The 25,527-nt window shown below is 60.5% G+C and carries 28 protein-coding genes; 6 read left to right on the top strand and 22 right to left on the bottom strand.

Going from position 1 to position 25,527, the window contains the following annotated elements; translation table 11 throughout:
- Window positions 1-30 precede the first annotated feature (30 nt).
- Window positions 31-507 carry a YcgN family cysteine cluster protein gene (locus RUI03_RS03035; protein ID WP_317288816.1) on the bottom strand — a complete coding sequence of 159 codons (477 nt, stop codon included), beginning with the start codon at window positions 505-507 and terminating at the stop codon, window positions 31-33.
- Between the two features lie 112 nt (window positions 508-619).
- Between RUI03_RS03035 and RUI03_RS03030 the strand changes: the two genes are divergently transcribed.
- Together RUI03_RS03030 and RUI03_RS03025 are read left to right on the top strand one after the other, a co-directional pair.
- Window positions 620-2,797: a PBP1A family penicillin-binding protein gene (locus RUI03_RS03030; protein WP_317288815.1), complete on the top strand. Its 2,178-nt coding sequence runs from the start codon at window positions 620-622 to the stop codon at window positions 2,795-2,797.
- 114 nt (window positions 2,798-2,911) lie between these two features.
- Window positions 2,912-3,871 (top strand): DUF2336 domain-containing protein, encoded by a 960-nt coding sequence (locus tag RUI03_RS03025; RefSeq protein ID WP_317288814.1) that lies wholly within the window; start codon window positions 2,912-2,914, stop codon window positions 3,869-3,871.
- On the opposite strand, the gene RUI03_RS03020 is transcribed toward RUI03_RS03025, so the two are convergent.
- Window positions 3,868-4,206, bottom strand: a complete 339-nt coding sequence (locus tag RUI03_RS03020; RefSeq protein WP_317288813.1) for a DUF1491 family protein — start codon at window positions 4,204-4,206, stop codon at window positions 3,868-3,870. The two genes, RUI03_RS03025 and RUI03_RS03020, sit on opposite strands and share 4 nt — an antisense overlap.
- Window positions 4,203-5,390, bottom strand: a complete 1,188-nt coding sequence (locus RUI03_RS03015; RefSeq protein ID WP_317288812.1) for a HAMP domain-containing sensor histidine kinase — start codon at window positions 5,388-5,390, stop codon at window positions 4,203-4,205. Before RUI03_RS03015 ends, RUI03_RS03020 begins: the two co-directional genes overlap by 4 nt.
- A gap of 211 nt (window positions 5,391-5,601) precedes the next feature.
- On the opposite strand from RUI03_RS03015, the gene RUI03_RS03010 reads away from it, so the two are divergent.
- Both RUI03_RS03010 and RUI03_RS03005 read left to right on the top strand, forming a co-directional pair.
- Window positions 5,602-6,561 (top strand): hypothetical protein, encoded by a 960-nt coding sequence (locus RUI03_RS03010; protein ID WP_317288811.1) that lies wholly within the window; start codon window positions 5,602-5,604, stop codon window positions 6,559-6,561.
- 67 nt (window positions 6,562-6,628) lie between these two features.
- Window positions 6,629-7,042, top strand: coding sequence for a SufE family protein (locus RUI03_RS03005; protein WP_317288810.1), 414 nt, complete (start codon window positions 6,629-6,631; stop codon window positions 7,040-7,042).
- Between the two features lie 3 nt (window positions 7,043-7,045).
- Here RUI03_RS03005 and RUI03_RS03000 read toward each other — a convergent pair whose 3' ends face one another.
- From RUI03_RS03000 to RUI03_RS02980, 5 genes are all read right to left on the bottom strand, one after another.
- Entirely contained in the window at window positions 7,046-7,624 is a 579-nt protein-coding gene (locus RUI03_RS03000; RefSeq protein WP_317288809.1) for a cytochrome c oxidase assembly protein, read from the bottom strand.
- On the bottom strand, window positions 7,624-7,830 hold the full coding sequence (locus RUI03_RS02995) for a protoheme IX farnesyltransferase (protein WP_317288808.1): 207 nt from the start codon (window positions 7,828-7,830) through the stop codon (window positions 7,624-7,626). The genes RUI03_RS03000 and RUI03_RS02995 overlap by 1 nt, the downstream gene beginning before the upstream one ends.
- Window positions 7,823-8,698, bottom strand: a complete 876-nt coding sequence (locus RUI03_RS02990; protein WP_317288807.1) for a heme o synthase — start codon at window positions 8,696-8,698, stop codon at window positions 7,823-7,825. Before RUI03_RS02990 ends, RUI03_RS02995 begins: the two co-directional genes overlap by 8 nt.
- Before the next feature lie 71 nt (window positions 8,699-8,769).
- On the bottom strand, window positions 8,770-10,551 hold the full coding sequence (ctaD, locus tag RUI03_RS02985; protein ID WP_410795911.1) for a cytochrome c oxidase subunit I: 1,782 nt from the start codon (window positions 10,549-10,551) through the stop codon (window positions 8,770-8,772).
- Window positions 10,552-10,571: 20 nt separating this feature from the next.
- Window positions 10,572-11,723 carry a cytochrome c oxidase subunit II transmembrane domain-containing protein gene (locus tag RUI03_RS02980; RefSeq protein ID WP_317288805.1) on the bottom strand — a complete coding sequence of 384 codons (1,152 nt, stop codon included), beginning with the start codon at window positions 11,721-11,723 and terminating at the stop codon, window positions 10,572-10,574.
- A 168-nt stretch (window positions 11,724-11,891) separates the two neighbouring features.
- On the opposite strand from RUI03_RS02980, the gene tldD reads away from it, so the two are divergent.
- Window positions 11,892-13,307: a metalloprotease TldD gene (tldD, locus tag RUI03_RS02975; RefSeq protein WP_317288804.1), complete on the top strand. Its 1,416-nt coding sequence runs from the start codon at window positions 11,892-11,894 to the stop codon at window positions 13,305-13,307.
- 6 nt (window positions 13,308-13,313) lie between these two features.
- Here tldD and RUI03_RS02970 read toward each other — a convergent pair whose 3' ends face one another.
- Window positions 13,314-14,108, bottom strand: coding sequence for a hypothetical protein (locus RUI03_RS02970; RefSeq protein WP_317288803.1), 795 nt, complete (start codon window positions 14,106-14,108; stop codon window positions 13,314-13,316).
- 79 nt (window positions 14,109-14,187) lie between these two features.
- Window positions 14,188-14,646 (bottom strand): hypothetical protein, encoded by a 459-nt coding sequence (locus tag RUI03_RS02965; protein WP_317288802.1) that lies wholly within the window; start codon window positions 14,644-14,646, stop codon window positions 14,188-14,190.
- Between the two features lie 126 nt (window positions 14,647-14,772).
- Between RUI03_RS02965 and gluQRS the strand changes: the two genes are divergently transcribed.
- A complete protein-coding gene (gene gluQRS / locus RUI03_RS02960; protein ID WP_317288801.1) occupies window positions 14,773-15,618 on the top strand; it encodes a tRNA glutamyl-Q(34) synthetase GluQRS in 846 nt (281 codons plus the stop codon).
- A 3-nt stretch (window positions 15,619-15,621) separates the two neighbouring features.
- Here gluQRS and RUI03_RS02955 read toward each other — a convergent pair whose 3' ends face one another.
- From RUI03_RS02955 to RUI03_RS02900, 12 genes are all read right to left on the bottom strand, one after another.
- Window positions 15,622-16,017 (bottom strand): helix-turn-helix domain-containing protein, encoded by a 396-nt coding sequence (locus RUI03_RS02955; RefSeq protein ID WP_317288800.1) that lies wholly within the window; start codon window positions 16,015-16,017, stop codon window positions 15,622-15,624.
- A 160-nt stretch (window positions 16,018-16,177) separates the two neighbouring features.
- Window positions 16,178-17,947, bottom strand: a complete 1,770-nt coding sequence (locus RUI03_RS02950) for a Na(+)/H(+) antiporter subunit D (protein ID WP_317288799.1) — start codon at window positions 17,945-17,947, stop codon at window positions 16,178-16,180.
- Entirely contained in the window at window positions 17,944-18,726 is a 783-nt protein-coding gene (locus RUI03_RS02945) for a class I SAM-dependent methyltransferase (protein ID WP_317288798.1), read from the bottom strand. The genes RUI03_RS02950 and RUI03_RS02945 overlap by 4 nt, the downstream gene beginning before the upstream one ends.
- Complete coding sequence (locus RUI03_RS02940) at window positions 18,723-19,094, bottom strand: hypothetical protein (protein WP_317288797.1); 372 nt, start codon at window positions 19,092-19,094, stop codon at window positions 18,723-18,725. Before RUI03_RS02940 ends, RUI03_RS02945 begins: the two co-directional genes overlap by 4 nt.
- Window positions 19,091-20,584, bottom strand: a complete 1,494-nt coding sequence (locus RUI03_RS02935) for a proton-conducting transporter membrane subunit (protein ID WP_317288796.1) — start codon at window positions 20,582-20,584, stop codon at window positions 19,091-19,093. Before RUI03_RS02935 ends, RUI03_RS02940 begins: the two co-directional genes overlap by 4 nt.
- On the bottom strand, window positions 20,584-22,101 hold the full coding sequence (locus tag RUI03_RS02930) for a monovalent cation/H+ antiporter subunit D family protein (protein ID WP_317288795.1): 1,518 nt from the start codon (window positions 22,099-22,101) through the stop codon (window positions 20,584-20,586). The genes RUI03_RS02935 and RUI03_RS02930 overlap by 1 nt, the downstream gene beginning before the upstream one ends.
- Entirely contained in the window at window positions 22,098-22,988 is an 891-nt protein-coding gene (locus RUI03_RS02925; protein ID WP_317288794.1) for a sodium:proton antiporter, read from the bottom strand. Before RUI03_RS02925 ends, RUI03_RS02930 begins: the two co-directional genes overlap by 4 nt.
- A 4-nt stretch (window positions 22,989-22,992) precedes the next feature.
- The gene (locus RUI03_RS02920; protein ID WP_317288793.1) at window positions 22,993-23,433 is read right to left on the bottom strand and encodes a Na(+)/H(+) antiporter subunit B; all 441 of its coding nucleotides are present in this window, start codon (window positions 23,431-23,433) and stop codon (window positions 22,993-22,995) included.
- Window positions 23,433-24,137, bottom strand: a complete 705-nt coding sequence (locus RUI03_RS02915) for a DUF4040 domain-containing protein (RefSeq protein WP_317288792.1) — start codon at window positions 24,135-24,137, stop codon at window positions 23,433-23,435. Before RUI03_RS02915 ends, RUI03_RS02920 begins: the two co-directional genes overlap by 1 nt.
- The gene (mnhG, locus tag RUI03_RS02910; protein WP_317288791.1) at window positions 24,134-24,508 is read right to left on the bottom strand and encodes a monovalent cation/H(+) antiporter subunit G; all 375 of its coding nucleotides are present in this window, start codon (window positions 24,506-24,508) and stop codon (window positions 24,134-24,136) included. Before mnhG ends, RUI03_RS02915 begins: the two co-directional genes overlap by 4 nt.
- Window positions 24,495-24,818, bottom strand: a complete 324-nt coding sequence (locus RUI03_RS02905; RefSeq protein WP_410795910.1) for a monovalent cation/H+ antiporter complex subunit F — start codon at window positions 24,816-24,818, stop codon at window positions 24,495-24,497. The genes mnhG and RUI03_RS02905 overlap by 14 nt, the downstream gene beginning before the upstream one ends.
- Window positions 24,818-25,339 (bottom strand): Na+/H+ antiporter subunit E, encoded by a 522-nt coding sequence (locus RUI03_RS02900; RefSeq protein ID WP_317288789.1) that lies wholly within the window; start codon window positions 25,337-25,339, stop codon window positions 24,818-24,820. The genes RUI03_RS02905 and RUI03_RS02900 overlap by 1 nt, the downstream gene beginning before the upstream one ends.
- Window positions 25,340-25,527: the final 188 nt, after the last annotated feature.

Below are 25,527 nucleotides of genomic sequence, written 5' to 3'. Positions count from 1 at the left end.
CCGATGACAGAAGAGTGAGGATAAGTTGAGTTAGCGGGTGCTGCGCACACCGGTGACATAACGGTGATAGTGCCGAGCGCGCACTTTTTTCTCGCTTTTGAGATTGTCGGGGACGGCGATGCCGGCCTCGACCACGCTCTCGCGGCGACCGGACACCAATGGGTGCCAGTCAGCGAGCGAACGCCCCTCTGCCAGACGGCGATAGGCGCAACTTTCCGGCATCCATTCGAGCGTACCGGCATTTGCGGGCGTCACCTGCACACAGCCCGGCACAATGGAATGCCGATCCGCATATTGGCGACAGGTGCGGGTGGCGCCGTCGAACAGGCGACAGCACAGGCTGGTTTCCAGCACTGCCTCGCCTTCCATCGTGTCCTCTTCCAGCAGAAGCAGACAGCATTTCCCGCATCCATCGCATAACGATTCCCACTCCGCCTCGGTCATCTCGGCGAGCGTTTTCGCTTGCCAGAATGGCTTTTCGGGAGCGGCTGGGGGGCTATTGTCCATGTTTGGCCATCATACGGCCTTACAGGGTGGTTTGACGACAGTAATCGTGGCGAATTTTATGGCTGCGCGCTAAGGGCGCCCAGTTGTTCATAATCGTCATCAACGGATGCGCATGATCGGTAAATTCAAATCTGTGCTTTCCAATGCGGTCGCAGACCTGAAGGCGGGCGTGACCGAGGTGTCGACGCAATCGTGGCGCCTGACCCGCGCCGCAGGCCACATTTTTGCCGGGGGGCTCCGGGGGGCCATCAGCCGACTGCCGACCCGGCGCCGCCTGAAAAAACTGGGCATCAATGGCGCCGCCTTACTCGGCTCGGCCACCGTGTGGCTTCTGATGGCAGGACTGGCCACCAATATCCGTTTCGCGGCAGCGGTCCTCCCCGAGGCCAACGTTGATTTGTGGTCCGTCAACAGGCCCGCGAGCATCACGGTCTATGATCGCGACGGCGAGTTGATCGGCTCACGCGGCAGCACGTTCTCTGATCCGGTGCCGCTTGAGGACCTGCCGCCTTACGTCATCGATGCGTTCATCGCCACGGAGGACCGGCGCTTCTTCGATCACCACGGCTTTGACCTGCGTGGCCTTGCCCGGGCGGTTGTCGTCAACATGCAGGCCGGCGGCGTGGTTGAAGGGGGCAGCACGATCACCCAGCAGCTCGCCAAGAATCTGTTCCTGGAATATGACCGCACGCTGATCCGCAAATTGCGCGAGATCCAGATCGCGTTCTGGCTGGAAGCGCGGTTGAGCAAGACGGAAATTCTCGAGCTTTACCTCAACCGGATCTATCTGGGCGGCGGGGCTTACGGCATTGAGCCGGCAGCCAATCTGTTCTTCTCGAAATCCGCCCGCGACCTGACCGTTGCCGAGGCCGCCATCCTCGCCGGTCTCCCTAAAGCCCCTTCCGAGCTCAGCCCGACCATCAATATGCAGGGTGCCATCGCGCGGTCCCACACGGTGATCGACAATCTGCTGGAGGTAAACCGCATCGACTATGTGACGGCGTCGGTCGCCAAGCTGAACCCGCCCGATCTGAACCTCCGTCTACAGAGCAATCGGGAAGGATATTTCCTCGACTATGTGTATGAGGAGCTGAAAGCCCGCTTCGGCGGTACCATTGGGCAGGACATGATCGTCACCTCAACGCTCGACAGCCGGCTTCAGGCCGCGGCGGTCGCGGCCGTCAACAATGCCATGACAAACGAGGCGCTGGTCCGCGGAGCAGAACAGGCGGCCCTCATCGCCTATGATGCGCAGGGCGGGATCGTCGCCATGGTCGGCGGCCGCGACTACACGGAAAGTCCGTATAACCGCGCGGTCCAGGCGCGCCGACAGCCAGGCTCTGCCTTCAAGCCGTTCGTTTTCCTCGCCGCCATGGAAGCCGGGATGAGCGCCGATTCCATCGTCGTTGACCAAGCAATCAGCGTCGGCGACTGGGAGCCGAGTAACTATACCGACCGTCATCTGGGGCCGATGCGCCTGTCGAGTGCCGTGGCGCGCTCGATCAACACGGTTGCCGTGCAGGTGACAGAAGCCATCGGTCGCGATCGCGTGATCGATGCCGCCCGGCGGGCCGGCATCACCTCCCCATTGGCGCCCCATGCCTCATTGGCGCTGGGGGCGATGGAGCTGACCCTGGATGAGCTGACGGCTGCCTATCTGCCCTTCGCCCATGAAGGTGCCGAAGTGCCGCCCCATGGCATTGCCAAGGTCACGAGCCGGACGGGCACGGTCCTGTACGATTTCAAACCGATCGACGGTTTTTACGTCATCGACACCGAAGACGCCCGCGAGGTCACGGAAATGCTGATGCAGGTGACCCAGTCCGGCACCGGCGCCGGTGCCAATCTGGGCGAGCGGCAGACCGCTGGCAAAACGGGCACCACGAATAACTGGCGGGATGCCTGGTTTATCGGCTTCACGGCGGACCTGACCGCTGGTGTATGGGTCGGCAATGACGACGCCAAGCCCATGAACAAGGTCACAGGCGGGTCCATTCCGCTGGATATCTGGCGCGACTTCATGATCAGCGCCCATGAGGGCCTGCCGCCCCGCCCGCTGTTCGACGGCGCCATCGCCGCGTCAGCCGACACCTCCCGACTGAGCGCCTATTATGAGGGCCTTCGCGCCGATCTGTTCGATATCAGCTATCCCACGACCAATATCTCGAGTTGGGATGACTATCTGAATGGCAATGACGAGCGCGAGCCACCGCGACGGCAGCGGGGAGATTTGTCTCGCCCTTCCGTTCAGGGGCGCGCTGCCCCCGGCGTTCAGCCTTCATCGGAGTAAATTTCGCCTCGCGCGGAACCCGATTGTCTCAAAGTTGAAGAATGGGCTTGAGCGTTTCTCAAACCTCTACGGCTAGCTTTTGCCCATGCCAAAGGTGGGGTGAAAGAGAACAACGTGGCCCAGACGCCTCTTGAAAAACTGATCGCCCTGACAGGGAGAGAACCTAGCGACGAGCGTCGCGCCGTTCTGCGTGAAGTGACAGACCCCTTCATGGTGGCGCCTGATCGTTATGGCAGCCGCGAGATGGAGCTGTTCGACATCCTTCTGTCACGGGTCGCCCAGGCGATGGACCAGCGAGTGCGCCGACTTCTGGCCATGGCGCTTGTCCGCACAGGCGCCGGCGATGAAGTGGTTCGTCTGGCGCTGACGGGCCTGCCAAGCTGCAACATCAATTTTCTGCGCCGCAGCGTGGTTCAGACCCGCGCAGACCTTTTCCGCTTTCTGCAGGAAAACACGCCGATGGCCGACATTGAGGGCGATGATACCTTCAGTGATGCCAACAGCATGACCCTGCCTTCCCTTTTCCTCATGTGGCTTTATGCCTTTCAGGTATCGAGCTATCTGACGGCCCTCAGCCCGCGGATTGGCGACGACCGCACGCGGGTTCTGGCCCGTGCCATCGAACGTCTGCGGACGAACATGGTCACTGAATCCTCTGAGTCTGCCCGTGAGGAAATCGTCATCGCCCGCCGCACCGTTCGCGAGTGGGCGCGGCGCGATGCGGTGACGGACGATGTCCTCGCTGATTTGCTTGAGTCGCGCGCGATGACGGAATTCATCTTCGCGCTGATGGCACGTTTCAATCTCGACGCTGCAACGACCATTCGCACACTGAACGACACCACATTCGAAAGCCTGGCCATTGTCTTCAAAGCTCACGACGTTCGCCGCTCTGTCTTTGCCAAGACATTGGCCGGCTTCACGAACCGCAAGACCGACGAAGGCAGCCGTGACCGGATTCTTCGCCTTTATGATCGAGTGACGCCGGAGGCCGCGGAACGGGCCATGCGGTTCTGGCGGATCCGAGTGGCCGACATGAAACCAACCGAAGCACCAGCGGCAATGGCCAGTTAACGCCCGTCGTCCAGCAGCACGCCAGGCAGGTCCGATAGCGTAACACCGCCCTCAAGCTCGATGATCCACAGATCGCGATCGAACGATTTCTCTTTTTCCAGCCGGGCATCGATATCGCGGATGTCCGCCTGTCGCTTTTGGCACCGCCATGCCAGCGCGCCATCGGCCGTCTGGGTTTCGGCATAGTGCGCGTAGCCGCCATCTTCCTCGATGATCAGATGGATGACGCCGCCCGCATCGTGGCCGCGATGGCGGACATAGGCGAAGGCGAATTTGGACTGAGTTGTCCTGACGATCGCGCCGACCAGCACATCACTGCGCAGCCGTCCGGTCACGCGCGTTTGGCGTTGGCGATGGACGTTACGTTGGGTGCGTTGTCGAGAAAGGGATTGGTCTGACGCGGTGCGGCCTCAAACGGCAGGCGGAGAAGCGCGGTCGTCCCCTCCCCAACCGAGCTCATCAGTTTCAGCTCACCCCCGTGGAGGCGGGCCAGCGCTTTCGACAGGGAGAGGCCGATGCCGGTCCCCCGGGCGCCCCGGACGCCCTCGGATCGGGCCTGCTTGAACCGCTGCCCCACGATGGACAGGTCGTCCGGCGACATGCCAACGCCCGTATCGATCACACTGATCGCCAGCACCGCGCCCTCGCGCCGAACAGTGGCAGTGATGCCGCCGGTCTCGGTGAATTTCAGGGCATTGGACAGAAGGTTCAGCACGATCTGGCGAATGACCTTGGCATCCAGCATGACGGGCCCAAGGCCCGGTTCAATCTCGGTTGCAATGTAAAGCCCGGCATCGGAGGCCCGCAGCCGCATAATCTCCGCACACAGATTGACGAGAGCACCAGGGTCTTCAGGCGCCATTTCCAGCGTCGTCTCATTGGCCTCGGCCTTGGACAGATCGAGCCAGTCGGTGATGAGCGACAGAAGGTGCTGCCCGCTTTCCTGGATCACGCGCGCATAGTCTCGGTATTTGTCATTGCCCAGCGGGCCAAACCGTTCTGCATACAGTGCATCGGCAAAGCCAATGACAGCGTTAAGCGGCGTTCTGATTTCGTGGCTGACATTGGCGAGCTGTTCGCTGCGGCGGGCGGCAAGACTGACGGCCTCTCGCCCTTCCTTGCGAATCGTTTCTTCGCGCGCAAGACGCTGCTCGATGTTCCGGGTGACACTGCGGAGCCGGCCGTTTTTCAGACGCGCCAGCGTGACCTCGACCGCCGGGCCCAGCCGATCACTGATCCGGATACGCGCCTCAAACCGGCCCGTGCCGTCGCCATTGGGTCGACCCACATCGGCCAGCGCTGCCAAAAGGCGGTCCTGATGTGCCGGCGCAAACACGTCCATCAGCCGCATGCCGATAAGCGTGTCCTCGGGCACACCGAAGATCTGCTGTGCGGCTTCGGAAATTTTGACGAATCGCCCGTCTGGCCCGTGGAGGGCGATGACATCATCGCCTGGACCGCTCCAGATCCCGTCGAGCTCACGGCTCCCGGAAACGCAAGTTTTAAGCGCCTGGAACATAATACGTTAATAATACCGCCAAGATTCTTAACGCTTCCTGAATGGGTGCTGTGGAAGCTGTGGACGGGGCGGCGCTTTTCCAGCCAACATGTTGGTCAATGGGTTAAATTTTGAACGGATTGAGCCTGCGAACTCGAACTCTTCGGTTACGAATGGTACAAGATCGTTTCTGGCTGATCTGAGGCCATGGGCAGGGTATCGGAGGATGGTAATGAAACGACGCGCAACGCTGGTTGCCGGGGCAATGGGCTTGTTTGCCGCCATGGCGTGGGCCGGGGATGATGAGACGGTACCGGCCGTTGCTGAAAATACCCTGTTGGACAACGCTGCAGCTCCCTATGTCCTGCTCCGGCGCGATATCGATGCGATCGAGACTGCTGCCGTAAAGAATGAGAAGGCGATTCGGGACGCGCATAACAGGCTTGCTTCGTACGAACCTGAGGAAATGGGCCGCGCCTATATCGCTTATGCCGCCCTCGTTGCCGCTGACTCTCCGACCTTTGCCGCCGCGATCGAATCGAAGACACGCCGGGACAAGAACCGCGAAGAGTTTCTGATCCAGCTGCGCGACAATCCCGCGACGGTACGCGACCTTGAAGGCGCCGATGAGGCGATCAACGCGATCATGGCCATGACCGCCCGCGATGCAACGCGAATCGGCGCGCTGGGAGAGCTCTATATCCAGGAAGCGTATGTGCTGCAGGAACAGGCCTGGGCCCGCAAGAAGCTGGCGCAGGACGGCATGAGCCGGGTGCGCGGTGCTGTGACCTGGGCTGATAGTCGCGCCTGGCCCCTGCTGCCGCCCCGCCCCGTGATCCTGTCGAAATCCGGTACGACCCGGCCCAATCTGGTGTCCGACCCGACCTGGTCCGATGTCTGGTCCAATCTCGACGCCGTTGCGGTGCCCGACGAGCATTCCGGTGCGACAATGACCCGCGCCCTCCTGCTCGGCGCGCGATATGCGGTCGGTGATCTGACCGAAGGGCAGCTGAACGGCTATGCCATTTCCAAGACCCAGTCGAAGTGTTTCGTGAACGCCAAGCTGAACCTTGACCAGTGCATTGCCGCCACGCGGACCCCCTATGAGGAAGCGTTCTGCATCGGCACCCATGGTCTTCAGGACATTTCCCAATGCGTGGGCTGGCCCGCCGGCGCCGGGTCTGGCGGCTGATCATCGGGCGTATAAATTACGGTGGGGGCGTCTTTTATCGAAGGCGCCCCTTCTCTATGTCAGGGGTATGACACAGCCAGCCTTTGACGACATTGCCGCCGATTTCGCCTTCATCGATGACTGGGACGAGCGGTATCGCTACCTCATCGATCTGGGCGGGCAATTGGCACCCCTCAGCGACACAGAACGCAATGAAACCAATCGCGTACGCGGCTGCGCCAGTCAGGTGTGGCTGGTCATCGAGCGTGACGGAGATGCGCTGGTGCTGCGCGGGGACAGCGATGCGGCTATTGTGAAGGGGCTGGTGGGGCTGATCCTGTCGCTCTATTCCGGTAAGACGCCCGGCGAAATCCTCGGCATTGATGCGGAGGCCAAGCTCAAGGCGCTGGATCTCAACGATCACATTACGCCGCAGCGGGCCAATGGCGTGGTCAGCATGATTGCAAAAATTCGGGACACGGCCGAAGCCATTGCCAACTGATCGTCAGTTGGCGACGGTTTCGACTTTTGCCGCGGCTTGGGCGGCCATCTTCTTTTCAGCCACTTCATTGCGATAGAACGTGTAGCTGAGGGTAATTTCGCGCACGTCATCCATCTGCTTGTCCTTGTCCATCGCAGGATCGATGAAATAGGTCACAGGCATCTGAACACTCTCGCCGGGCTCAAGCAATTGTTCGGTGAAGCAGAAGCATTCCACCTTCATGAAATACTCACCGGCTTTGGCGGGCTGCACGTTGAAACTTGCCGTCCCGATCACCGGATAGTCGGCGTTGTTGGCGGCCGTATAAAAAGCAAGCCCGGTCTCGCCCACATGCATGGTCTGGGAGACCTGCGACGGCTTGAACGTCCACGGTATGTTGTTCGAGATTGAGCCGTCAAAGCGGACGGTGATCTTGCGCTCCAGAACGTCTTCCGACACGGCGACGGCCCGCTGTGTCGTGCCGCCCCAGCCGGTGATCTGGCAGAATGTCTTGTAGAGCGGCACGGCCGCATAGGACAGTCCAACCATGCAGGCGACAACGCCGACAATCACAAGTGCAGTTCTGGAATTCCGATCACCCATCAGCCAGCGGCTCCTCCCATATTCTGTGTCATGCGAAGCAAGGTCGTCGAGTAGACAATCACCACAAAGGCAAGGACACCGACCGCGATCGCGATATTACGCCGGGCACGGGCCTTTTTTTCCTCGGGCGTCATCTCATAGCTCTCGCCTGTCGGCACACCCTCGCCCGGGACTTGGTAGTGATCGTCTTTATCGTGTTCAGCCATGAAGGCCCACCCAATGCTCCGCCAACAAGGCCAGATATAGTGAAAAGAGGTATAGGATCGAGAATGCGAAAAGTCGCCGCGCGTCTTCGTCGCGGCCCTTGGATCGCACAAGCCACGCGCGCCACAAGAAGACGCCGCCACCGACCGCCGCCACGAGGCCGTATAGCCAGCTGGCCATCGGCAGGACTACCGGCACGATCGCCAGGGGCACCAGGATCAGGGAATAGACCCAGATCAGATGTCTGGTGTGCGCTGCGCCCTTCACATTGGGCATCATCGGAATGCCGGCTGCTTCATAATCCCCGGATTTCAACAGGGCGAGGGCCCAGAAATGCGGCGGCGTCCACATGAAGATGATGAGAAAGAGAAGCCATGCCTCGAACGGCGCTGTGCCCGTAATGGCGGCCCAGCCCACGACCGGGGGCAACGCACCGGCAGCCCCGCCAATAACGATATTCTGGGGCGTCGAGCGTTTCAGCCCCATGGAATAGATGACGACGTAAAAGAAGATCGTGAAGGCGAGAAGACCGGCCGCAACATAACCCGACGTCAGCGCCAGCAGCCAGACCGCGAGCAGCGACATGACGCTGCCAAACGCAAAAGCCTCTGCCGACGGGACGAGACCTGCCGGAATCGGCCGCTTTTTCGTCCGTGTCATGATGGCGTCAATATCGCGATCCCACCACATATTCAGCGCGCCTGACGCCCCTGCCCCCACCGCAATGGCAAAGAGGGACAAAAGGGCCAACGGCCAGTTGGTGATGGGCCCCGGTGCGGCGACCATGCCGACCAGCGCCGTGAAAATCACGAGGCTCATCACCCGGGGTTTGAGCAGGGAGAAATAGTCGCGCGGGCCCGCAAGGGACATCGCGCCATTCTTTTCACGCGAAAGGGGCGCCGCGGCGCCCCCCTCTTCTAATGGCTCTGTGTGCGGAGCGCTCATTTGATTTTCGGCAGCTCGTTGAACTGGTGATATGGAGGCGGCGAAGGCAGCGTCCATTCCAGTGTCGTCGCGCCCTCACCCCATGGGTTGTCGACGGCTTTCTTCCGGCGAAGGAAGAAGGCATCGAACTCAACGATCAACCAGATGATCAGCGAACCGGCCATGATCACGTAACCGATTGAGGACACGTGGTTCCAGAACGCAAAGCCCTCTGGATAGTCGATGTACCGACGTGGCATGCCCTGCAGACCAAGGAAGTGCTGCGGGAAGAAGATCAGGTTCACGCCGATGAACATCACTGCAAAGTGCAGGTTGGCCAGCAGCTCGTTATAGGACCGGCCGAACATCTTCTCGTGCCAGTAATACCAGGCCGCAAAGATCCCGAATACGGCGCCGAGCGACAGCACGTAGTGGAAGTGCGCAACCACGTAGTAGGTGTCGTGCATATAGTGGTCGATACCGGCGTTCGCGAGCAGCACGCCCGTCACACCACCGACGGTGAAGAGGAAGATGAAGCCGATGGCCCAAATCATGGGCGTACGCAGCTGGATCGACCCACCCCACATGGTGGCGATCCACGAGAAGATCTTCACCCCGGTCGGTACGGCGATGACCATGGTCGCCGCCACGAAGTAGGCTTTCATCTCAAGCGACAGACCCACCGTATACATGTGGTGTGCCCACACGATGAAGCCGACGAACCCGATCGCGACCATGGCGTAGGCCATACCCAGATAACCGAAGACCGGCTTGCGCGAGAAGGTCGACACGATGTGGCTGATGATGCCGAAGGCCGGCAGGATCAGGATGTACACCTCAGGGTGACCGAAGAACCAGAAAAGGTGCTGGTAAAGGATCGGATCACCGCCGCGGGCGGCATCAAAGAATGCCGTGTCGAACATGCGGTCGGTCAGGAGCATGGTGATGGCCCCGGCAAGAACAGGCAGAGACAGAACCAGCAGGAAGGCTGTGACCAGCACCGACCAGGCAAAGAGCGGCATCTTGTGCAGCGTCATGCCAGGCGCACGCATGTTGAAGATCGTGGTGATGAAGTTGATGGCGCCAAGGATCGAGCTCGCACCGGCAAGGTGCAGAGAGACGATCAGCAGGTCCATGGCCGGGCCGGCAGTCGAGGTCGACAGCGGCGGATAGAGCACCCAGCCCCCGCCAAAGCCAAGCTCGGCCCCATAGGATGGCGCAAACAGTGACAGCGTCAGCAACGCGCCGGAAGCGACGTAGAGCCAGAACGAAATGTTGTTCATCCTCGGGAAGGCCATATCGGGCGCGCCGATCATGATCGGCACAAAGAAGTTCCCGAAACCGCCAATCAGCGCCGGCATGACCAGGAAGAAGATCATGATCAGACCGTGATAGGTGATGATCACGTTGTAGAAGTTCTTCGCCGACGTTTCGCGTTCGCTCATCGTCCGTGGCACTTCGCACATGTCACCACGCGCCACGCCGCCCGATGGGCAGGCGCCATCGACAGGCTCCACCATCTTGGTCTTTGACGTCATGTGGATCAGGAAGCCGCCGCCATCGGTGCTGGCACCGGCTGCGCCTTCAATCGAAATGCCTGGCTCGGCCAACTCGGCCCGGATCAGGCCGGACAGGGCGCCGCCAAAGATCCCCGCAAAAATTGCGAAAATCAGATACAGGATCCCGATATCCTTGTGGTTCGTCGAGAAGAACCAGCGGACGAAAAAGCTCGGCTTGTGATCGTGGTCATCGTGACCATGGTCGTGGGCAGGAGCGGCTGAGGTGCTGTCGTGGGTCATCGTCATGATGGTTCGCCCTCTTAGTTTAAATCTTGTTGTGGTGCCGCAGTCGCGGCGAAGTCCCGGGTTGTCTCACCCGCATCTGGACCGGCAGCGGCGAACAGCGGCTCAAGGCCACCAAATTCACGCTGCTCATCAACCCAGGCTTCGAATTCAGGCCGCGAAACGACGCGAACGGAAATCGGCATGTAGGCGTGGTCAATACCGCAAATCTCTGAGCACTGACCGTAATACATGCCCTCACGCTCGGCGAGGAACCAGGTCTCATTCAGACGGCCAGGGACAGCGTCAATCTTCACGGCAAATGCAGGCATGGCCCATGAATGGATCACATCCCGGCCTGTCGTCACGACGCGAATTGTCTCACCCACCGGGACGACCACGTCATTGGTGGTGGCAAAGCGGAACAGCTCAGGGCTGACCTGATCCTTCGGTGCAATCAGGGAGTCGAATTCAAAGTCGCCAAAATCCGGATAACCATAGGTCCAGCCCCACTGGAAGCCGGTGGCCTTGATCGTGACGGTTGGTGCGGGAACGATGGTATCACCCACCACGCTGCGGCCTGCCGTCACGCGCAGACGGTAACCCGCCTGAACCGGCTGTTCGAGCGTAACGATCATCTGCTCATCGCCAAAACCATCGACGTCATAGTCTTCGCGAGCGCGGAGAAGCGTCGTCTCGCTTGTCGACTGGTTCACCAGCTCGACCTGCAGGTGCTTCTGCTTCTTGACCTTGCGCGCCTCGATGAAATCATTCGGGACAGCAGCCTGAACGGTACCCGCCTCATATTCGTGGACCTGAGCATCCGGGATCTGCCCTTCGTTGAACAGAAGCTCGAACGAATAGATCGCGATGAAGATCAGGATCACCACAGGACCCAGGGTCCAGATCACTTCGACCAGCGTATTGTGGCTGAACTTCTGTGCCACTTTGTTCGATTTGGCATTGTAGCGGACCAGCACCCAGACCAGCAGCGCCAGAACAAAGACGCTGATCCCGACCATCACAGGCATCATGATGTAATTGTGGAAGTCGTGAACCTGCTCCGCGATCGGCGATGCGGCAGCGCGCATCGAGATCGAGCCATCTACAGGCAAGTCATCCTGCGCAAAGGCACTGGATGCGAGGAGAGTCGAAAAAGCAGCGGTAGCCGCCGTCAAGAAAGCTTTCATCAGAGGGTCGCTTCGTTGCGGTGAATCAATATTTGGACGCGCTTATGCGCCGGATCATCCTGGGCATCAACAGGTTGAAGCGCCGCATGTTGAATTAAGCGTTACCTAATTTGAAGGAATAGCGATCAGGCCTAGGCGTGGCGCCCTCATATGCTTAGGTAGATACCCATGACAGCCAGCTTTTTTGACCGCACTGACCTCAACGCCGCAGCCACCCAACGCATTGTCGACAATGCCCTGAACGGTTGCGATGACGGCGAGCTCTATCTCCAATATTCCCAGTCCGAGGCCTTCGTTTTCGATGATGGCCGCCTGAAATCCGCCAGTTATGACGTCAGCCAGGGCTTTGGCCTGCGGGCGGTCCTGGGCGAGACAAGCGCCTACGCACACTCTTCGGAACTGAACGAAGCGGCCATCAAACGGGCCGCTCAGTCAGTCCAGGCGGTGAAGACGGGGCATGATGGCACACTGGCGGCGGGCCCTCGCGGCACCAATCGTCACCTCTATACAGATGACAATCCCCTCGATGCCGTACCGTTTGCCGACAAGGTCAAACTGCTTGAGCAGATCAACGCTTATGCCCGCGACAAGGATTCCCGGGTTCGTCAGGTCTCGGCCAGCCTGTCGGGCACGTGGGAGATTGTTGAGATCATGCGTCCGGGTGGTTTGATCGTTCGCGACATTCGCCCGCTTGTGCGACTCAATGTCTCGGTCACGGCTGGCGAAGGCGACCGGCAGGAAGGCGGCTCCACCGGTGCCGGCGGTCGTCGCCTCTACACAGATTATATGCAGCCCGATTTCTGGCAGTCGCAGGTGGATGAAGCCCTGCGCATGGCGCTGGTCAATCTTGAAGCTGTCCCTGCCCCGGCTGGCGAAACCGAAGTCGTGCTCGGCTCGGGCTGGACCGGTGTCCTGCTGCACGAAGCTGTCGGCCACGGGCTTGAAGGTGACTTCAATCGCAAGAAGACGTCGGCCTTCGCCGGGCTTCTCAATGAGAAAGTCGCTGCGGATGGCGTGACCGTTATCGACGATGGTACGATCGAAGGTCGTCGCGGCTCTCTCACCATCGATGATGAGGGCACGCCGACATCGCGTAATGTGCTGATCGAGGATGGGGTCCTGAAAGGCTTCATGCAGGACCGGCTGAATGCGCGGCTGATGGGTGTGGAGCCCACCGGCAATGGCCGTCGCGAAAGCTATGAGCACTCGCCCATGCCGCGGATGACCAATACCTATATGGAAGGCGGCAAGCACAGCCAGGCGGAGTTGATCGAGAGCGTCAAGGACGGCGTCTTCGCCGTCAATTTCTCCGGCGGTCAGGTCGACATCACCTCCGGCAAGTTCGTGTTCAACTGCACCGAGGCTTACGAGATCAAAGGCGGCAAGCTCGGACGTCCGCTCAAAAACTGCGCCCTCATTGGCGACGGCCCGACCGTCCTCAAACGCGTCTCGATGGTCGGCAACGATTTCTCACTGGATCCCGGTATCGGTGTCTGCGGCAAGGCCGGCCAAGGTGTGCCTGTCGGGGTGGGTCAGCCAAGTCTGAAAATCGATCGCCTCACCGTCGGCGGCGCTGGCGCCTGATCCCGCCTATTTCTGGCGTCGATAAACAGCATAGCGGACGCGGCACGACTGGCCGCGTTCGGTTTCCAACTGCAGCTTTTCAACAGCATAAGACCAGCCCGCGGTCTCAATAAATTCCACCGGCTTGGTCCGGTCGCCACTGGGGCGCGCAAAGAGATTGTTGGCCCCGCCGCCATCGGCGGGCAGAAAATCCATCGCAAACCACTGGTCATTCGCAACCTGGCGACGCCAGCGACCGACGACGGCGCCATCGAATGCCCGCGCCTGTGTTATCAGCGAGCCGCCGCGGCACTGGCCTGAGTCAAACGCCATCACGCCGACTGGCGCATATTGGTACATCGCTTCAGGCAGGATCGAGATCTGATAAACGCAGTGCCCGTCCGCGCCCTGTCCGTTTTGGGAGAATGACGGTCCGTCCTGTCCCGACCGCGCCACCCAGATCATCGCCTTGAAATCGTAATAGTCGACAATGGCAGCGCTGTCGTAGTCGGTGTCAAAAAGGAGTTGCTGGTCCCCCTGCCCATCGACCCGGAAGTCTGCGCGGCAATGCGTGCCGGGAAGATTGGCGCTGCCCCCTGCCTGGGACAGGCTGACCCGGCCCACCGACGTCATCCGGCTGTCCGACTTTTTACCCCGGGCCTGCAGCGAGATGGCAAAGGTTTCGACCGACGGCGGCATCGCGCGCACCCGGTCAAAGCGGTCCTGATCCGCAACAGAGAGCTGCGCCCAGGCCGGAACGGCGGCGAGGCCAAGTGCCGCGCAGGCGGCCACACCGATCATTTTTGCAAATTTGAATGTCATGCCGTCCCCACCTGATGGGAAAGGTTAACATCAATTCATCGGGAACGTCAGCCCCTTCATCTGTAGAGGGCGGAAATGATCACGCGGCCGATTTTGCCCGAGCACGCCGCTCCGACATGATGTCATCATACGCAGCATTGATTTCCTGGGCGACGCGGCGGGCGGTGACCACGATCTCGTCATCGAGCCCCAGCGCCGCAAGACGATCAGGGTGACAGGCTTTCAGCCGTGCCATCCAGGCCTGACGAACCTCGGCATCGCTCGCCGCAGGCTCAACGCGAAGGATCTTGTGGGGCTCATCGGACAGGGGGGCCTGCTCGGCAACGATCGCAGCCGACGTAATGGTGCTCTTGGCCAGCGCCATGACCCGTCCTTCCGTCATTTCGACCGGAATGAAGGCGCGATCATCGTTCAGGAGGTCGGTCAGGCGCTCATCGCGTGCAACAAAGATGTCGCCGTCGACAATGTCGCCATTGGCCAGCGTCAGGCGGACCATCAGTTTCTTCTTCGAACGACGGATTTCGGTCTTCTCGAACATTAAACGCAACTCACTGAAGGCCCGGTCCACCGGGTCGCGACACAGGCGTAACCGAAAATTCCTAAAAGGCCGTATGGCCAAGGCCGAACCTTTTCATCACTGCGTTCACACGGCATGGAAGACATCATGGCTCTCATTACCCGTTTTGCCCCCTCACCCACTGGTTACCTGCATCTGGGCCATGCCTATTCGGCGCTCTGCGTTCAGCAAGCGGCCATGAGCGAGCCGGGCGGCACGATGCTTCTTCGTATCGAAGACATCGACCAGACCCGCGCGCGGCCTGTCTTCGAGGACGCCATTTACGAAGACCTGCGCTGGCTGGGCCTGGACTGGCAGTCGCCCGTCCGGCGCCAGTCCGACCATTTCGCCGAGTACGAGGCGCGACTGTCGGCGCTGGCGGCTACGGGTCTTGTCTATCGCTGCTTTCTGACCCGGCGCGAGGTGAACGAGATTGCGGGCGCCCCCCATGGGGATCTGCCGCCCCGCTTCACCAGCGGCCCCCTACCCCAAGAGGAGGAAGAAGACCGTCTTGCCGCCGGCGCGGCCTATTCATGGCGATTGTCGATGTCCGCCTGCCAGGACAGGCTCGGCACTGAGTTTTCTGAGCTCTTCTGGTCCGAAGTGACCGCAAACGGCGTTGTGTCACACAAAGCTGACCCTTCGGTTTTCGGTGATGTCATCCTTGGGCGGAAGGATATCGGGACCAGCTATCACCTTGCCTCCGTCCATGATGATATCCTGCAGGGCATCACGCACATTGTTCGCGGTGAGGACCTGCGACAGTCGGCCGACCTGCACGTGCTGCTCTATCGCCTGTTCGGCGCGTCACCGCCGCTTTACCAGCATCATCGTCTAATCAATGATGATCAGGGCGAGCGGCTTGCCAAGCGCAACGATGCCAAGGCCCTGCGCACATTGCGAGACGATGGTGCCACGCCCGCCGATATCAGGCGTCTGGTCGGGCTCGATTGACGTTCAGGCACGCGCTGCGATCAGCGTACAGATATCAGGCAGGCTCTTACGCTCGACGCGGTCACCACGACGCAGGCGGTCAAGCTGCTGCAGACGTTCTTCAAGCTTGTCGAGGCGACTGTCGAAGGCGGGGTCATCGCGGAGGTCTTCGACGAGGGCGCAGGCGTGGGAGACGGTACTCCGCTCCCGTCCGAAGGCGGCAGCTACGTCGTTGTAGCTCAGCTGATACACCACATGGGCAAGGTACATCGCGACCTGTCGCGCCTGAGCAATATCAGCCGTCGACCGTGTCTGTCCCAATAACGCGCTTTCGGCGATCCGGAATTCATTGGCGACCAACCGGCGAGCGGTGAAAGCGTGCCAGTCCTGGGCGATATTACCCGCATCTTCGTGCATCATCTCGCGTGACCCTCTACAAAATGTTACGCCGGACTCCCTTCCGGCTGTATCAGTGTAATGGATACAACTATAGCGAGGATAAGTTTCCCGTTTCTTTTTATACAAAGTTGAACAGAAGCGGTAACAGGCCGTCAATATTGATTGACGACCCGTTAATATTCTAATTCAGGAAGAATACAGCCAACAACACTACCCCAAGCACGCCCGCGGTTGTCAGTGCGGTGTAACCAACTGTCCAGCTGCGCGCCATGCCGCCTTCAGGTCCATGGGTCGTGTAAAGACCATTGATGGATTTACCGACGACGGCGCGGATGCCCCACCAGACCTTGTGCCAGACAGCAGCCGTCCCGCGCACTGCCCCCATCAGGGCAATGCGGCCCGGTACACGCCACAGCCAGTCGACGTCGAGGTTCACCGACGGCAGCTCCGGCGGATAGAGCTTGAACTTCACAAGCAGCGCAAAAGCGAGGATCGCGAAGAGCAGAAGCTGCATCTGCGTCACCACATGGGCCTGGGTATAGGCCTGGTACTCCGCCTCAAATGGCTGAAGCGCCATCAGGAATTGTGGCTGTACACCGATGAAAATGCAGAGAAACGCTGCCAGACCCATGGCGATGATCATGGGTGCTGGCGCTTCGGCAGGACGCGGTTTGCCGGTGATGGACGGCGCGTACTGATCATGGGCGAAGAACGCGAAGAACGGGATCTTGATGCCCGAGTGCTCAAGCACACCAGCGCTGGCGAACAGCAGAACCAGATAGGCAAAGACAAGATGCGCCTCTGACGCGGCAAGCGTGATCATCGACTTGGCGACAAAGCCGGAGAAAAGCGGAAACGCCGAAATCGACATCGCCCCGATGATACAGAATACGGTCGTCCACGGCATCGATTTGTGTAGGCCGCCAAGCTCGCTGGCCTTGGTCGTACCGGTCCGGACGAGAACCGCGCCCATGCTCATGAACAGGAGCGCCTTGTAGATGATGTGCACGAATGCGTGGGACGCTGCGCCATTCAGCGCCAGCGGGGTGCCGATACCAATGGCGCAGACCATGAACCCGAGCTGGTTGTTCAGGGAGTATGCCAGCACCTTGCGCAGATCGTTTTCAATCAGCGCGAAGAACACCGGGAATGCGGTCATGATGCAGCCGATGACGATCAGGGCATCGAGACCGGCAAAGCCGCGCGCCAGGGTGTAGATGGCCATCTTGGTGGTGAACGCTGACAGAAGGACGGTGCCGACCGCGCTGGCCTTCGGATAGCTGTCCTGAAGCCAGGTATGCACGAGGGGGAACGCTGCCTTGATGGCGAAGGCGACGAGGATCAGCACGGCGGCTGGCGACAGGTCCGCAAGGGCACCGGAGCCGGTGATGAAGGAGTTGAACGCCACACTGCCCGTCGACGCATAGTGCATGACCAGACCGGCAAGCAGGCAGAGACCCGAGACCACCTGAAACACGAAATAGCGCATCCCAGCCTTGAACGCAGAATGCCCGCCCCCGGCCCAGACGATGAACACGGAGGAAAGCGCGGCCAGTTCCCAGTAGATGAACAGAGTCAGGAGATCCCCGGCCAGTGTGCCGCCAATGGCCGCCCCGGCATAGATCAGGCCCATGGAGAACTCGAGCCGCGTGGCGTGACGCCAGCCATAAATCACGTTCAGCATCGCCGCGATATGGAAGGCGATTGAGAAGATCATCGACAGGCGGTCGACCCGGATCATCGTGATATCGAGACCGGACAATGTTCGCTCGCCGAACAGAAGCTGTTCGCCAAACCCTGGGAAACCATAGGCCAGGAGATGAACGATACTGATCACGACCGTGGCCAGTCCAACGAGATTACGGAGGGCTCGCGGCAAAAAGCCTGCCAGCAGGCCCCCGATAATAAGGATCAGGGCGGGACTGAAAGCGGCGGGAAGGATCTGTGTCATGCGGAGGCTCCTGCGCGAACGGGGCGCGAGAGAACGAGTTCAACGGGAAGCGAAACAGGCATCGGATCGGCACCTGCGGCCGCGGCCAGGCGTCCGGCCAGATCGCAAAGATAATCGGCGGGGTCGTCCAGGGTCTTCAGATACGCCGCGCCATAGGACGTAGTCGCAAAGAAACCGGCATAGGCGTCAGCCGACAGCTCGTACGTTGCGGGGATCATCACCCGCTCTGGCGTTTGCCAGTCCGGGTGATCACCAACCGTGCGCTGGGGCGCGGAATGACGATGCTGTCCGTCATTCTTGTGCGCGTTCCAGCGCTCGGCGAATTCCTGCTCGACCACGCCTTTCGCGGCGGGGCCCGGATCGGGGCGATAATAGGTCAGAATGGCCAACGCGCCGCCGGGTGCCATCAGGGGGGCAAGTCGGGACAGGACGGCGTCACCGTCCATCCAGTGAAAGGACGTACCGCAACAGACAAGGTCGATCCCGGCTGGCAGAGTCGCTGTCTCGGCCGTATTGGTCTGCACACGCAAGCCCGGCGACGGCGCGATATGCGCAGCCATGTCGGCGTCCGGTTCGATGGCGATGACCGTATCAAAGATTGTGGTCAGCGGGCGGAGTGTCCGGCCTGTACCAGACCCCAGATCAACCGCCAAACGCCGTCCGGTCACTTTTCCGAGGATGTGGTCGAAAAGGGCAGTAGGATAATACGGGCGATATTGATCATAAAGCGCGGCCTGATCGCCAAAGCGCGGAGTCGTGGACACCGGGATCGCGCTCATGATGCGGTCCCGTCTTCATGCGGCGCTGCTTTCGGCTGGGGCGCATCGTCATCGTAGTAGTCTTCGGACCGCATGAGGATCTTGCGCAGATGCTGGCCCGCCAGAACGATGAACGCGAAGCTGACAAACCCGACCAAGGCGTAGAAGGCCGGAAAATGATCCGCCATGCCGCCGATGACACCAGCCAGCCCGGTCTTGCCCTCGAAATGCGGATAGTGCCCCAGCTTGTGCATCGACGCGAGGACGAAGCCCCCAATGGCCGACACAACGGACCCGCCGATCAGCACGATCCAGATGATGCGCATTGTACCGGGCTTTTCCCAGACGGACTTTTCTTCGGGCAGGATTTCGTGCGGCTGGTCCATCATGACGCTCCCAAAATCGGCTCAAGAAACCCGACGAGCGAGTCCATAAAGAAGAACAGGATGATCGTGCCAATGGCGGTGACATAAGCAGGGATCAGGCAGAAGAGCGGTGCTTCCTGCATTCGGATTGCACCCGTAGAGCCGTCGGGGCGCGGATCCATGAAGGCCCGGGCCGCAGGCGCCAGCAGATAGACGATGTTCATCAGGCTTGAGACGATCAGCACAATGATCAGCATCAGTGTGCCGCGATCGACAGCGCCAAGCATGAGATAGAATTTCGGCCAGGACCCCGCCATGGGCGGCAGGCCGATGATCGAGCAGGCGCCGATAATATAGGCCGCCCATGTCCATGGCATCTGGCGACCGGTGCCGCGCATCTCGGAGATGTTGGATTTGTGAAGCGAGGTGTAGATCGCCCCTGCGCACATGAAGAGGGTCATCTTGCCCAGCGCGTGGGCGGCGATCTGTGTCGCGCCACCAAGAACGCCCATCTGGTTCGCGATCAGCGCGCCGAGGGTCACATAGGACAGCTGCGAAATCGTGGAATAGGCAAGCCGTGATTTCAGATTGTCCTGAGTCATCGCAATGGCCGAGGCAAGCAGGATCGACAGCCCTGCCACCCACAGGAAGAAGTCTGTGGCGCTGGAACCCGACAGATAGTCCACGCCAAAAACGTAGACCGCGATTTTCAGCACACCGAACACGCCGGCCTTCACCACCGCGACGGCGTGCAGGAAAGCCGAGACTGGCGTCGGTGCGACCATGGCATTCGGCAACCAGGGATGGAACGGCATCAGCGCCGCCTTGCCCACGCCCCACAGGAACAGGCCGAGCAGCACCACCGGTACCCAGCCGCGCATGTCCGGAGCATCGCTCAATATCCCGCCAAGCGTGAAATCCGTCGTGCCCGTCATGACATAGGTCCAGATGACGGCGGGCAGCAGCAGACCGATCGACGTGCCCACAAGGATGCCAAGATAGACCCGGCCCCCCGCCCGCGCCTTCTCATCGCGCTTATGCGTGACGAGCGGGAACGTGCTGATCGTGAGAAGCTCGTAGAACGCAAAGAAGGTGAGCAGATTGCCCGCAAAGGCAATGCCCAGCGCGGCCGCGATGGCAATGGCGAAACACATATAGAAGCGGGTCTGATGCTTCTCATTGTTTCCACGCATATAGCCGATGGAATAGCAGCTGTTCACGATGAACAGGCCCGAGGCGATTGTGGCGAACATCGCCCCCAGCGGCTCGACCGTGAAAGAGATCGACAGGCCGGGCAGCATTTCGAACAGGGTGACTGAGGGACGACCGCCGGCGATGACATCCGCGAGGATGGTCAGCACCATGAGGAAGGTCAGGACCGCAAAGGTCAGCGTGACCCCTTCGCGCAGATTCGGCGACTTTGACGTGAACATCAGGCCAAAGAAGCCGATCAGCGGAATGAACAGCGCAAAGAGGATGGCGTCTTCTGCCGCCAGGGGAAGCGTCGGCAACATCAGCGTGCCCCTCCTGTGCCGAGGAGCCCGGAGCTCATCAGGGTTTCAGCACCGCGGCGCGTGATGGTCGCGAGACCTTCTGCATCAACGCCGACGTAAAGATTTGCGAGAACCATAGCGGCCATGGGCACCAGCATCAGATAGGGGATGCGCGGGACCGGCGCACAATTGGGCGGCGGGTCGAGCAGGAACATCGCCCAGGCCACGCGGCCAATATAGGCGACCGCGAGAAGCGATGACATCAGGATCAGAATGGCGATCAGCAGCGATGGCACTGGCAGGGTCGCCGAGAACGCGGCATTCAGCAGCATCGCCTTGGAGATGAAGCCCGCCGTGAACGGAAAGCCGATCAGACTGCAGCCAGCGATGATGAAGCAGGCGGCGGTAAACGGCATCCTCTTGCCCAGACCGCGATAGGCCGAAATCTGGTGCGAGCGCGTGGCGTAGAAGACGGCACCGACCGCCATGAACAGGGCGGCCTTCATCAGCGCGTGGTTGAACACGTGCATGACAGCCGCACTGACGCCATCGACTGTGGCAAACGAAATGCCGAGCAGCATGTAGCCGACCTGCGCGACAGAACTGAATGCCAGCATCTGCTTCACGTCGTCCCGGAAGACCGCGATCAGCGAGGCGACGAACATGCCAGCCAACCCAAGGAGAATGAACAGGAACAGCGCCACATCCATGAAGGCGAAGGTGAAGCCGAACACGGTGAAGAGGAAACGCAGCATCGCAAAGACGGCCACCTTCGTGGCGGTCGATGCGAGGAAGGCGGTCACGGCGGACGGCGAGTAGGTATAGGCATCGGGCAGCCAGCGGTGCAGCGGGAACATGGCCAGCTTGAGCCCCAGACCCGTCACGATGAAGGCAAACCCTGCGCGCACAACGCGGTTATCCTGTCCCGCGAGGCGGTCATGCAGGTCCAGCATGTTGAGCGTGCCGGTGGCCTGGTAAAGAAGGCCAAGGCCGATGACAAAGAATGTCGCGCCAATCGTGCCGAGCACGAGATAAGTGAAAGCTGCGGTCAAGGCGCGACGGTCCTGCCGTGCGCCCATGGCGACAAGCGCGTAAGTGCTCAGCGAGCTGACCTCGAGAAACACGAACACGTTGAAGGCGTCACCAGTGGCCACAACGCCCATTAGGCCAGCCATGCAGACCAGAAGCATCGTGTAGAAACCGTTGGATTGCTCGTCGCCCAGCTCCTTGCGGATGCTTTCCCGCGCATAGGGGAACACAAAGGCGGCGATGCCCGACACCAGGCAGAGGATCAACGCGCCCAGAATATCGATGCGGTAGACAATGCCGAAGGGCGCGGACCAGCCGCCGAGATCATATTGCAGCGCCTCGGCCGCATAGACCTGATCGAAGAGCGCAAGACAGATGGCAAAGGTAACCCAGCTGACGATCGTGGCCCATGCCCAAGACAGCGTCCCCTTGGGCAGCATGATGCAGATCGGCGCCGCCAGAAGCGGCACGACGACGGCAAGGATGGGGAGATGTTCGCTGATATTCACGACGCCGCTCCCTCGGAGGTCTTGGTCCCGTTGGAGGTGCTGAACATGCTGCGACCGAATTCTGCGTAATTGTCCATGTCTTCAAGCGCGTCTTCTTCGATCGTGCCGTAAGCCTCACGAATGCGGATCGCGATCGCCAGGCCGACCGCTGTGGTCGCGACGCCCACGACGATGGCCGTCAGGATGAGAACATGGGGTAAGGGGTTGGAGTACAGAACATCGATGGCATGCCCGGCGACGTCCGCCCCGTGATGGGCCGCATCGGCGGCGTGCTCCGCCACCGGATGGGAAGGGTCGATCGCCTCGAGGGGCGGCGTGCTGTGGGCCGCTTCCCCGGGGGTCATCGGATCAAGAAGACCATTGGCCGCGCCCGTTGGCACGTCATGGAGACCGTCAATGTTCTCCATTTCGGCATGGGCCTCGCCCGGCATGTTCGCCGAGAGGGAATTGGCGGCATCGCCGGTCACATAACTTGCGGCCTCATCAGCGTTGAGGGCTTCTGAATGACCGACGCCCGGATCATGACCTTCCGGCAGGGCCGGGCCTGCGGACAGATCCTCATCGGGATTGGCGCGCTGCATCTCCGCTGACATGCCAGCCGGGTATGAGCCGACAGGTCCGGTTGGGGCCTCAGGCAAAGCGGGACCGTGCCCGTCTCCATGTCCGTCGCCGTCTCCGCCGTCATCGTGCCCGCCGAGGAGAATGGGGGCCGTCCCGCCGGTGACCTTCCCCATCGTGATGTAGAAGATGAACACAGAGGTCTGGAACAGGTTCAGACCGACAATGGTCTTCACAAGATTGCCGCGTGAGAAAACAATATAGAGGCCCGTCATCATCAGGACGATGACAATCCAATAATTGAACCGTGCAAGGATGAATTCGATCATTGTCTTACCACGCGTCGTCCTGGGGCTCGGCCTCACGGCTCGAGAATACATAAAAAATGAGCAGCATGGTCGAGGCCACGGCCAGTCCGACGCCACCTTCGACAAGCAGGATGCCCAGATGCTGGCCGGCATTGTGGTGGCTCGTCGGGTCGATCACATCGTAGTCGAGAAAATTGCCGCCCAGCAGAAGCGTCCATACGCCCGTACCGCCATATATCAGCACGCCGACGGCCATGACCGCAGGCAGGATCGTTGGTGGCACCACTTTCTTGGTGGCGTCGACGCCGAACCCCAAGGCATGAAGGACGAAGGCAACCGCCAGAATAACGCCTGCCTGGAACCCACCACCGGGACCGTAATCCCCGTGGAACTGAACGTAGAAGGCAAACAGGATGATAGGCGCGAAAAGAAGCTTGATCGTAACGCGCAGGATGATGTGACCCATCAGCTTGGCTCCCCCTCGCGATTGCGGATTTCCGCCGCCTCGTTCTCCCGCGCCATCGCTTCGTCGGCCGGCGTGGGTGCACCCAGCGCCTGACGCTCTTCAGGGTCGGAGACATTCCGTCCCCCGCGCATCGATCCCCATCCCAGCAGAAGAAGACAGGCAATCCCGGCGGTGAAAACCACCACCGTTTCACCAAACGTGTCATAGCCGCGATAGCTGGCCAGCACGCCGGTGACGATATTCGGGACCGTGATGTCCTGCGGCGACGTGGCGACGTAGGCCATGCCCACATGCGAATTCACCGGGCTGTTCGGGTCGCCCAGCGCCGGCATGTCGATTGTGGCGTAGATCAGCGCGGCGCCCACAATGGTGACGATGACGAGCGGCATATAGATGCGCTGTTTGGACACCGGCTTCTCTCGCCGGGAGGCCAGCGCCATGCCCGACAGGACGAGAACGGTGGAGACCCCTGCCCCCACGGCCGCTTCGGTGAACGCCACATCGACCGCATCCATCGCCACAAAGAACAGGGCCGAGAGGAAACTGTAGACGCCAGACAGCATGGCGACTCCGAACAGGCGACGCATGTTAATCATGGCCACGGCGCAGACGACGAGCAGAGACAGGATGGCCACGTCCAGAAGGACAGTCGGCGACAGCGGTGTCTCAAAGGTCGACACCAGCGCAAGCGGTTCGGCGTTCATGGCTTCACCTCTTTAGGCGGATGAATCACATCCTCGTCGTCTTCAGGATAGTGAAGGTCCTTGCCCGTGCGCGGATTCAGGCCCTTGGCCCAGGCGGCATGCGCCACGGCGTGCGTTGAGACCGGACTGGTCAGCAGCAGGAAGACAAAGATGATGAAGAGCTTCACGATCGTGATCCAGTTATCGGACTGGAACACCATGGCGAGGAGAATAAGATCAGCGCCCAGCGTATCGGTCACACCGGCAGCGTGCAGACGCGTATAGAAATCAGGGAACCGGATCACGCCGATGGCGCCGGTCAGGATGAAAAAGCCGCCAAGGAGAAACAGGATCCAGGACAGGATGTCGAGCACGGTCTCAAGCACGGGCATCGTCCTCTTCTTCTTCAAAATCCTGGGGAGCCGCCACCATGGTGCCCGACATCGCTGGCGACAGCGCCTCGTAGCGGAAGAATTTCAAGATCGCGATGGTGCCCACAAAGTTGATGAGGGCGTAGAGCAGCGCGATGTCGAGGAAGTCCGGGCGCCCCATCAGATAGCCCATTACCCCGAGCAGCAAGACAGTCTTGGTCCCGAAGCTGTTGACCGCCAACACGCGATCGTAAAGCGTAGGACCGACAATGGCGCGGAACAGCACAAGGGCCATCGCAATCACGATAGCGCCCGTCGCAACAGCAAACATCATGAGGCATCTCCCGGGGTCGGGGTGGCGCTGTCGAACCGGGCGACCTTGTGGCCCATCTCGGCAATCGCCGCCTCGTCGGCCAGTGCCTCGGTCAGGGCATGAATGACAAGGCCACGATGATCCACATCAACCGTCACGGTACCGGGGGTCAGGGTCACGGAATTGGCGAAAATCGTCTTGCCCAGATCGCTCGCCTGTATCGCAGGCACGCGGATCATGCGGGGCGACAGCTTCAGGGTGGGCCGCAACGCCTCAACAGCGACAGCGATGTTGGCCTTGCCGATCTCCACCGTCAGCCAGAACATGTAGGTAAGAACGCCGGGAAAGACGTTCGTCGGCACGCCTTCGCTGTCCAGAATACCGGCGCGCTGGGACATCCAAACTGTGAACAGAACGCTGGCAATGCCAAAACCCACGAGCAGCGGATTATCGAAATAACCTGATAAGAGAAGCCAGAGCACCATCAGCACGATGGCCAGAATGACTTGTCGCCCGAAATTGCGGGTCACTGATCCCACCTTTGTCCTTGCAGACCGTGATGATGCGGGCAGCGGCCCGGAGGCCGCGATACGCATCGAACAATCAAAGAGCCAGAAGGATCAGTCCTTCACAGCGACCGCAAAATCGCATTTTCGCGCACGATTGCAACACCATCTTGGCACTTTGCCGCAGGCGGGGATAAGTTTTTCGGTGATTTGAGGCGTTT

Source organism: Parvularcula sp. LCG005 (assembly GCF_032930845.1).
In the GTDB taxonomy this organism is placed as follows: Bacteria; Pseudomonadota; Alphaproteobacteria; order Caulobacterales; family Parvularculaceae; genus Parvularcula.
The sequence above is the reverse complement of the archived record's forward strand: the minus strand, read 5'-3'. Positions and strand labels throughout refer to the sequence as shown.

Coding starts and splice junctions, on each gene's coding strand:
- RUI03_RS03035 (WP_317288816.1), bottom strand. CDS start 507: ATGGACAATAGCCCCCCAGCCGCTCCCGAAAAGCCATTCTGGCAAGCG.
- RUI03_RS03030 (WP_317288815.1), top strand. CDS start 620: ATGATCGGTAAATTCAAATCTGTGCTTTCCAATGCGGTCGCAGACCTG.
- RUI03_RS03015 (WP_317288812.1), bottom strand. CDS start 5,390: ATGTTCCAGGCGCTTAAAACTTGCGTTTCCGGGAGCCGTGAGCTCGAC.
- RUI03_RS03010 (WP_317288811.1), top strand. CDS start 5,602: ATGAAACGACGCGCAACGCTGGTTGCCGGGGCAATGGGCTTGTTTGCC.
- RUI03_RS03005 (WP_317288810.1), top strand. CDS start 6,629: ATGACACAGCCAGCCTTTGACGACATTGCCGCCGATTTCGCCTTCATC.
- RUI03_RS03000 (WP_317288809.1), bottom strand. CDS start 7,624: ATGGGTGATCGGAATTCCAGAACTGCACTTGTGATTGTCGGCGTTGTC.
- RUI03_RS02995 (WP_317288808.1), bottom strand. CDS start 7,830: ATGGCTGAACACGATAAAGACGATCACTACCAAGTCCCGGGCGAGGGT.
- RUI03_RS02990 (WP_317288807.1), bottom strand. CDS start 8,698: ATGTCCCTTGCGGGCCCGCGCGACTATTTCTCCCTGCTCAAACCCCGG.
- ctaD (WP_410795911.1), bottom strand. CDS start 10,551: ATGACCCACGACAGCACCTCAGCCGCTCCTGCCCACGACCATGGTCAC.
- RUI03_RS02980 (WP_317288805.1), bottom strand. CDS start 11,723: ATGAAAGCTTTCTTGACGGCGGCTACCGCTGCTTTTTCGACTCTCCTC.
- tldD (WP_317288804.1), top strand. CDS start 11,892: ATGACAGCCAGCTTTTTTGACCGCACTGACCTCAACGCCGCAGCCACC.
- RUI03_RS02970 (WP_317288803.1), bottom strand. CDS start 14,108: ATGACATTCAAATTTGCAAAAATGATCGGTGTGGCCGCCTGCGCGGCA.
- RUI03_RS02965 (WP_317288802.1), bottom strand. CDS start 14,646: ATGTTCGAGAAGACCGAAATCCGTCGTTCGAAGAAGAAACTGATGGTC.
- gluQRS (WP_317288801.1), top strand. CDS start 14,773: ATGGCTCTCATTACCCGTTTTGCCCCCTCACCCACTGGTTACCTGCAT.
- RUI03_RS02955 (WP_317288800.1), bottom strand. CDS start 16,017: ATGATGCACGAAGATGCGGGTAATATCGCCCAGGACTGGCACGCTTTC.
- RUI03_RS02950 (WP_317288799.1), bottom strand. CDS start 17,947: ATGACACAGATCCTTCCCGCCGCTTTCAGTCCCGCCCTGATCCTTATT.
- RUI03_RS02945 (WP_317288798.1), bottom strand. CDS start 18,726: ATGAGCGCGATCCCGGTGTCCACGACTCCGCGCTTTGGCGATCAGGCC.
- RUI03_RS02940 (WP_317288797.1), bottom strand. CDS start 19,094: ATGATGGACCAGCCGCACGAAATCCTGCCCGAAGAAAAGTCCGTCTGG.
- RUI03_RS02935 (WP_317288796.1), bottom strand. CDS start 20,584: ATGTTGCCGACGCTTCCCCTGGCGGCAGAAGACGCCATCCTCTTTGCG.
- RUI03_RS02925 (WP_317288794.1), bottom strand. CDS start 22,988: ATGATCGAATTCATCCTTGCACGGTTCAATTATTGGATTGTCATCGTC.
- RUI03_RS02920 (WP_317288793.1), bottom strand. CDS start 23,433: ATGGGTCACATCATCCTGCGCGTTACGATCAAGCTTCTTTTCGCGCCT.
- RUI03_RS02915 (WP_317288792.1), bottom strand. CDS start 24,137: ATGAACGCCGAACCGCTTGCGCTGGTGTCGACCTTTGAGACACCGCTG.
- mnhG (WP_317288791.1), bottom strand. CDS start 24,508: ATGCCCGTGCTTGAGACCGTGCTCGACATCCTGTCCTGGATCCTGTTT.
- RUI03_RS02905 (WP_410795910.1), bottom strand. CDS start 24,818: ATGTTTGCTGTTGCGACGGGCGCTATCGTGATTGCGATGGCCCTTGTG.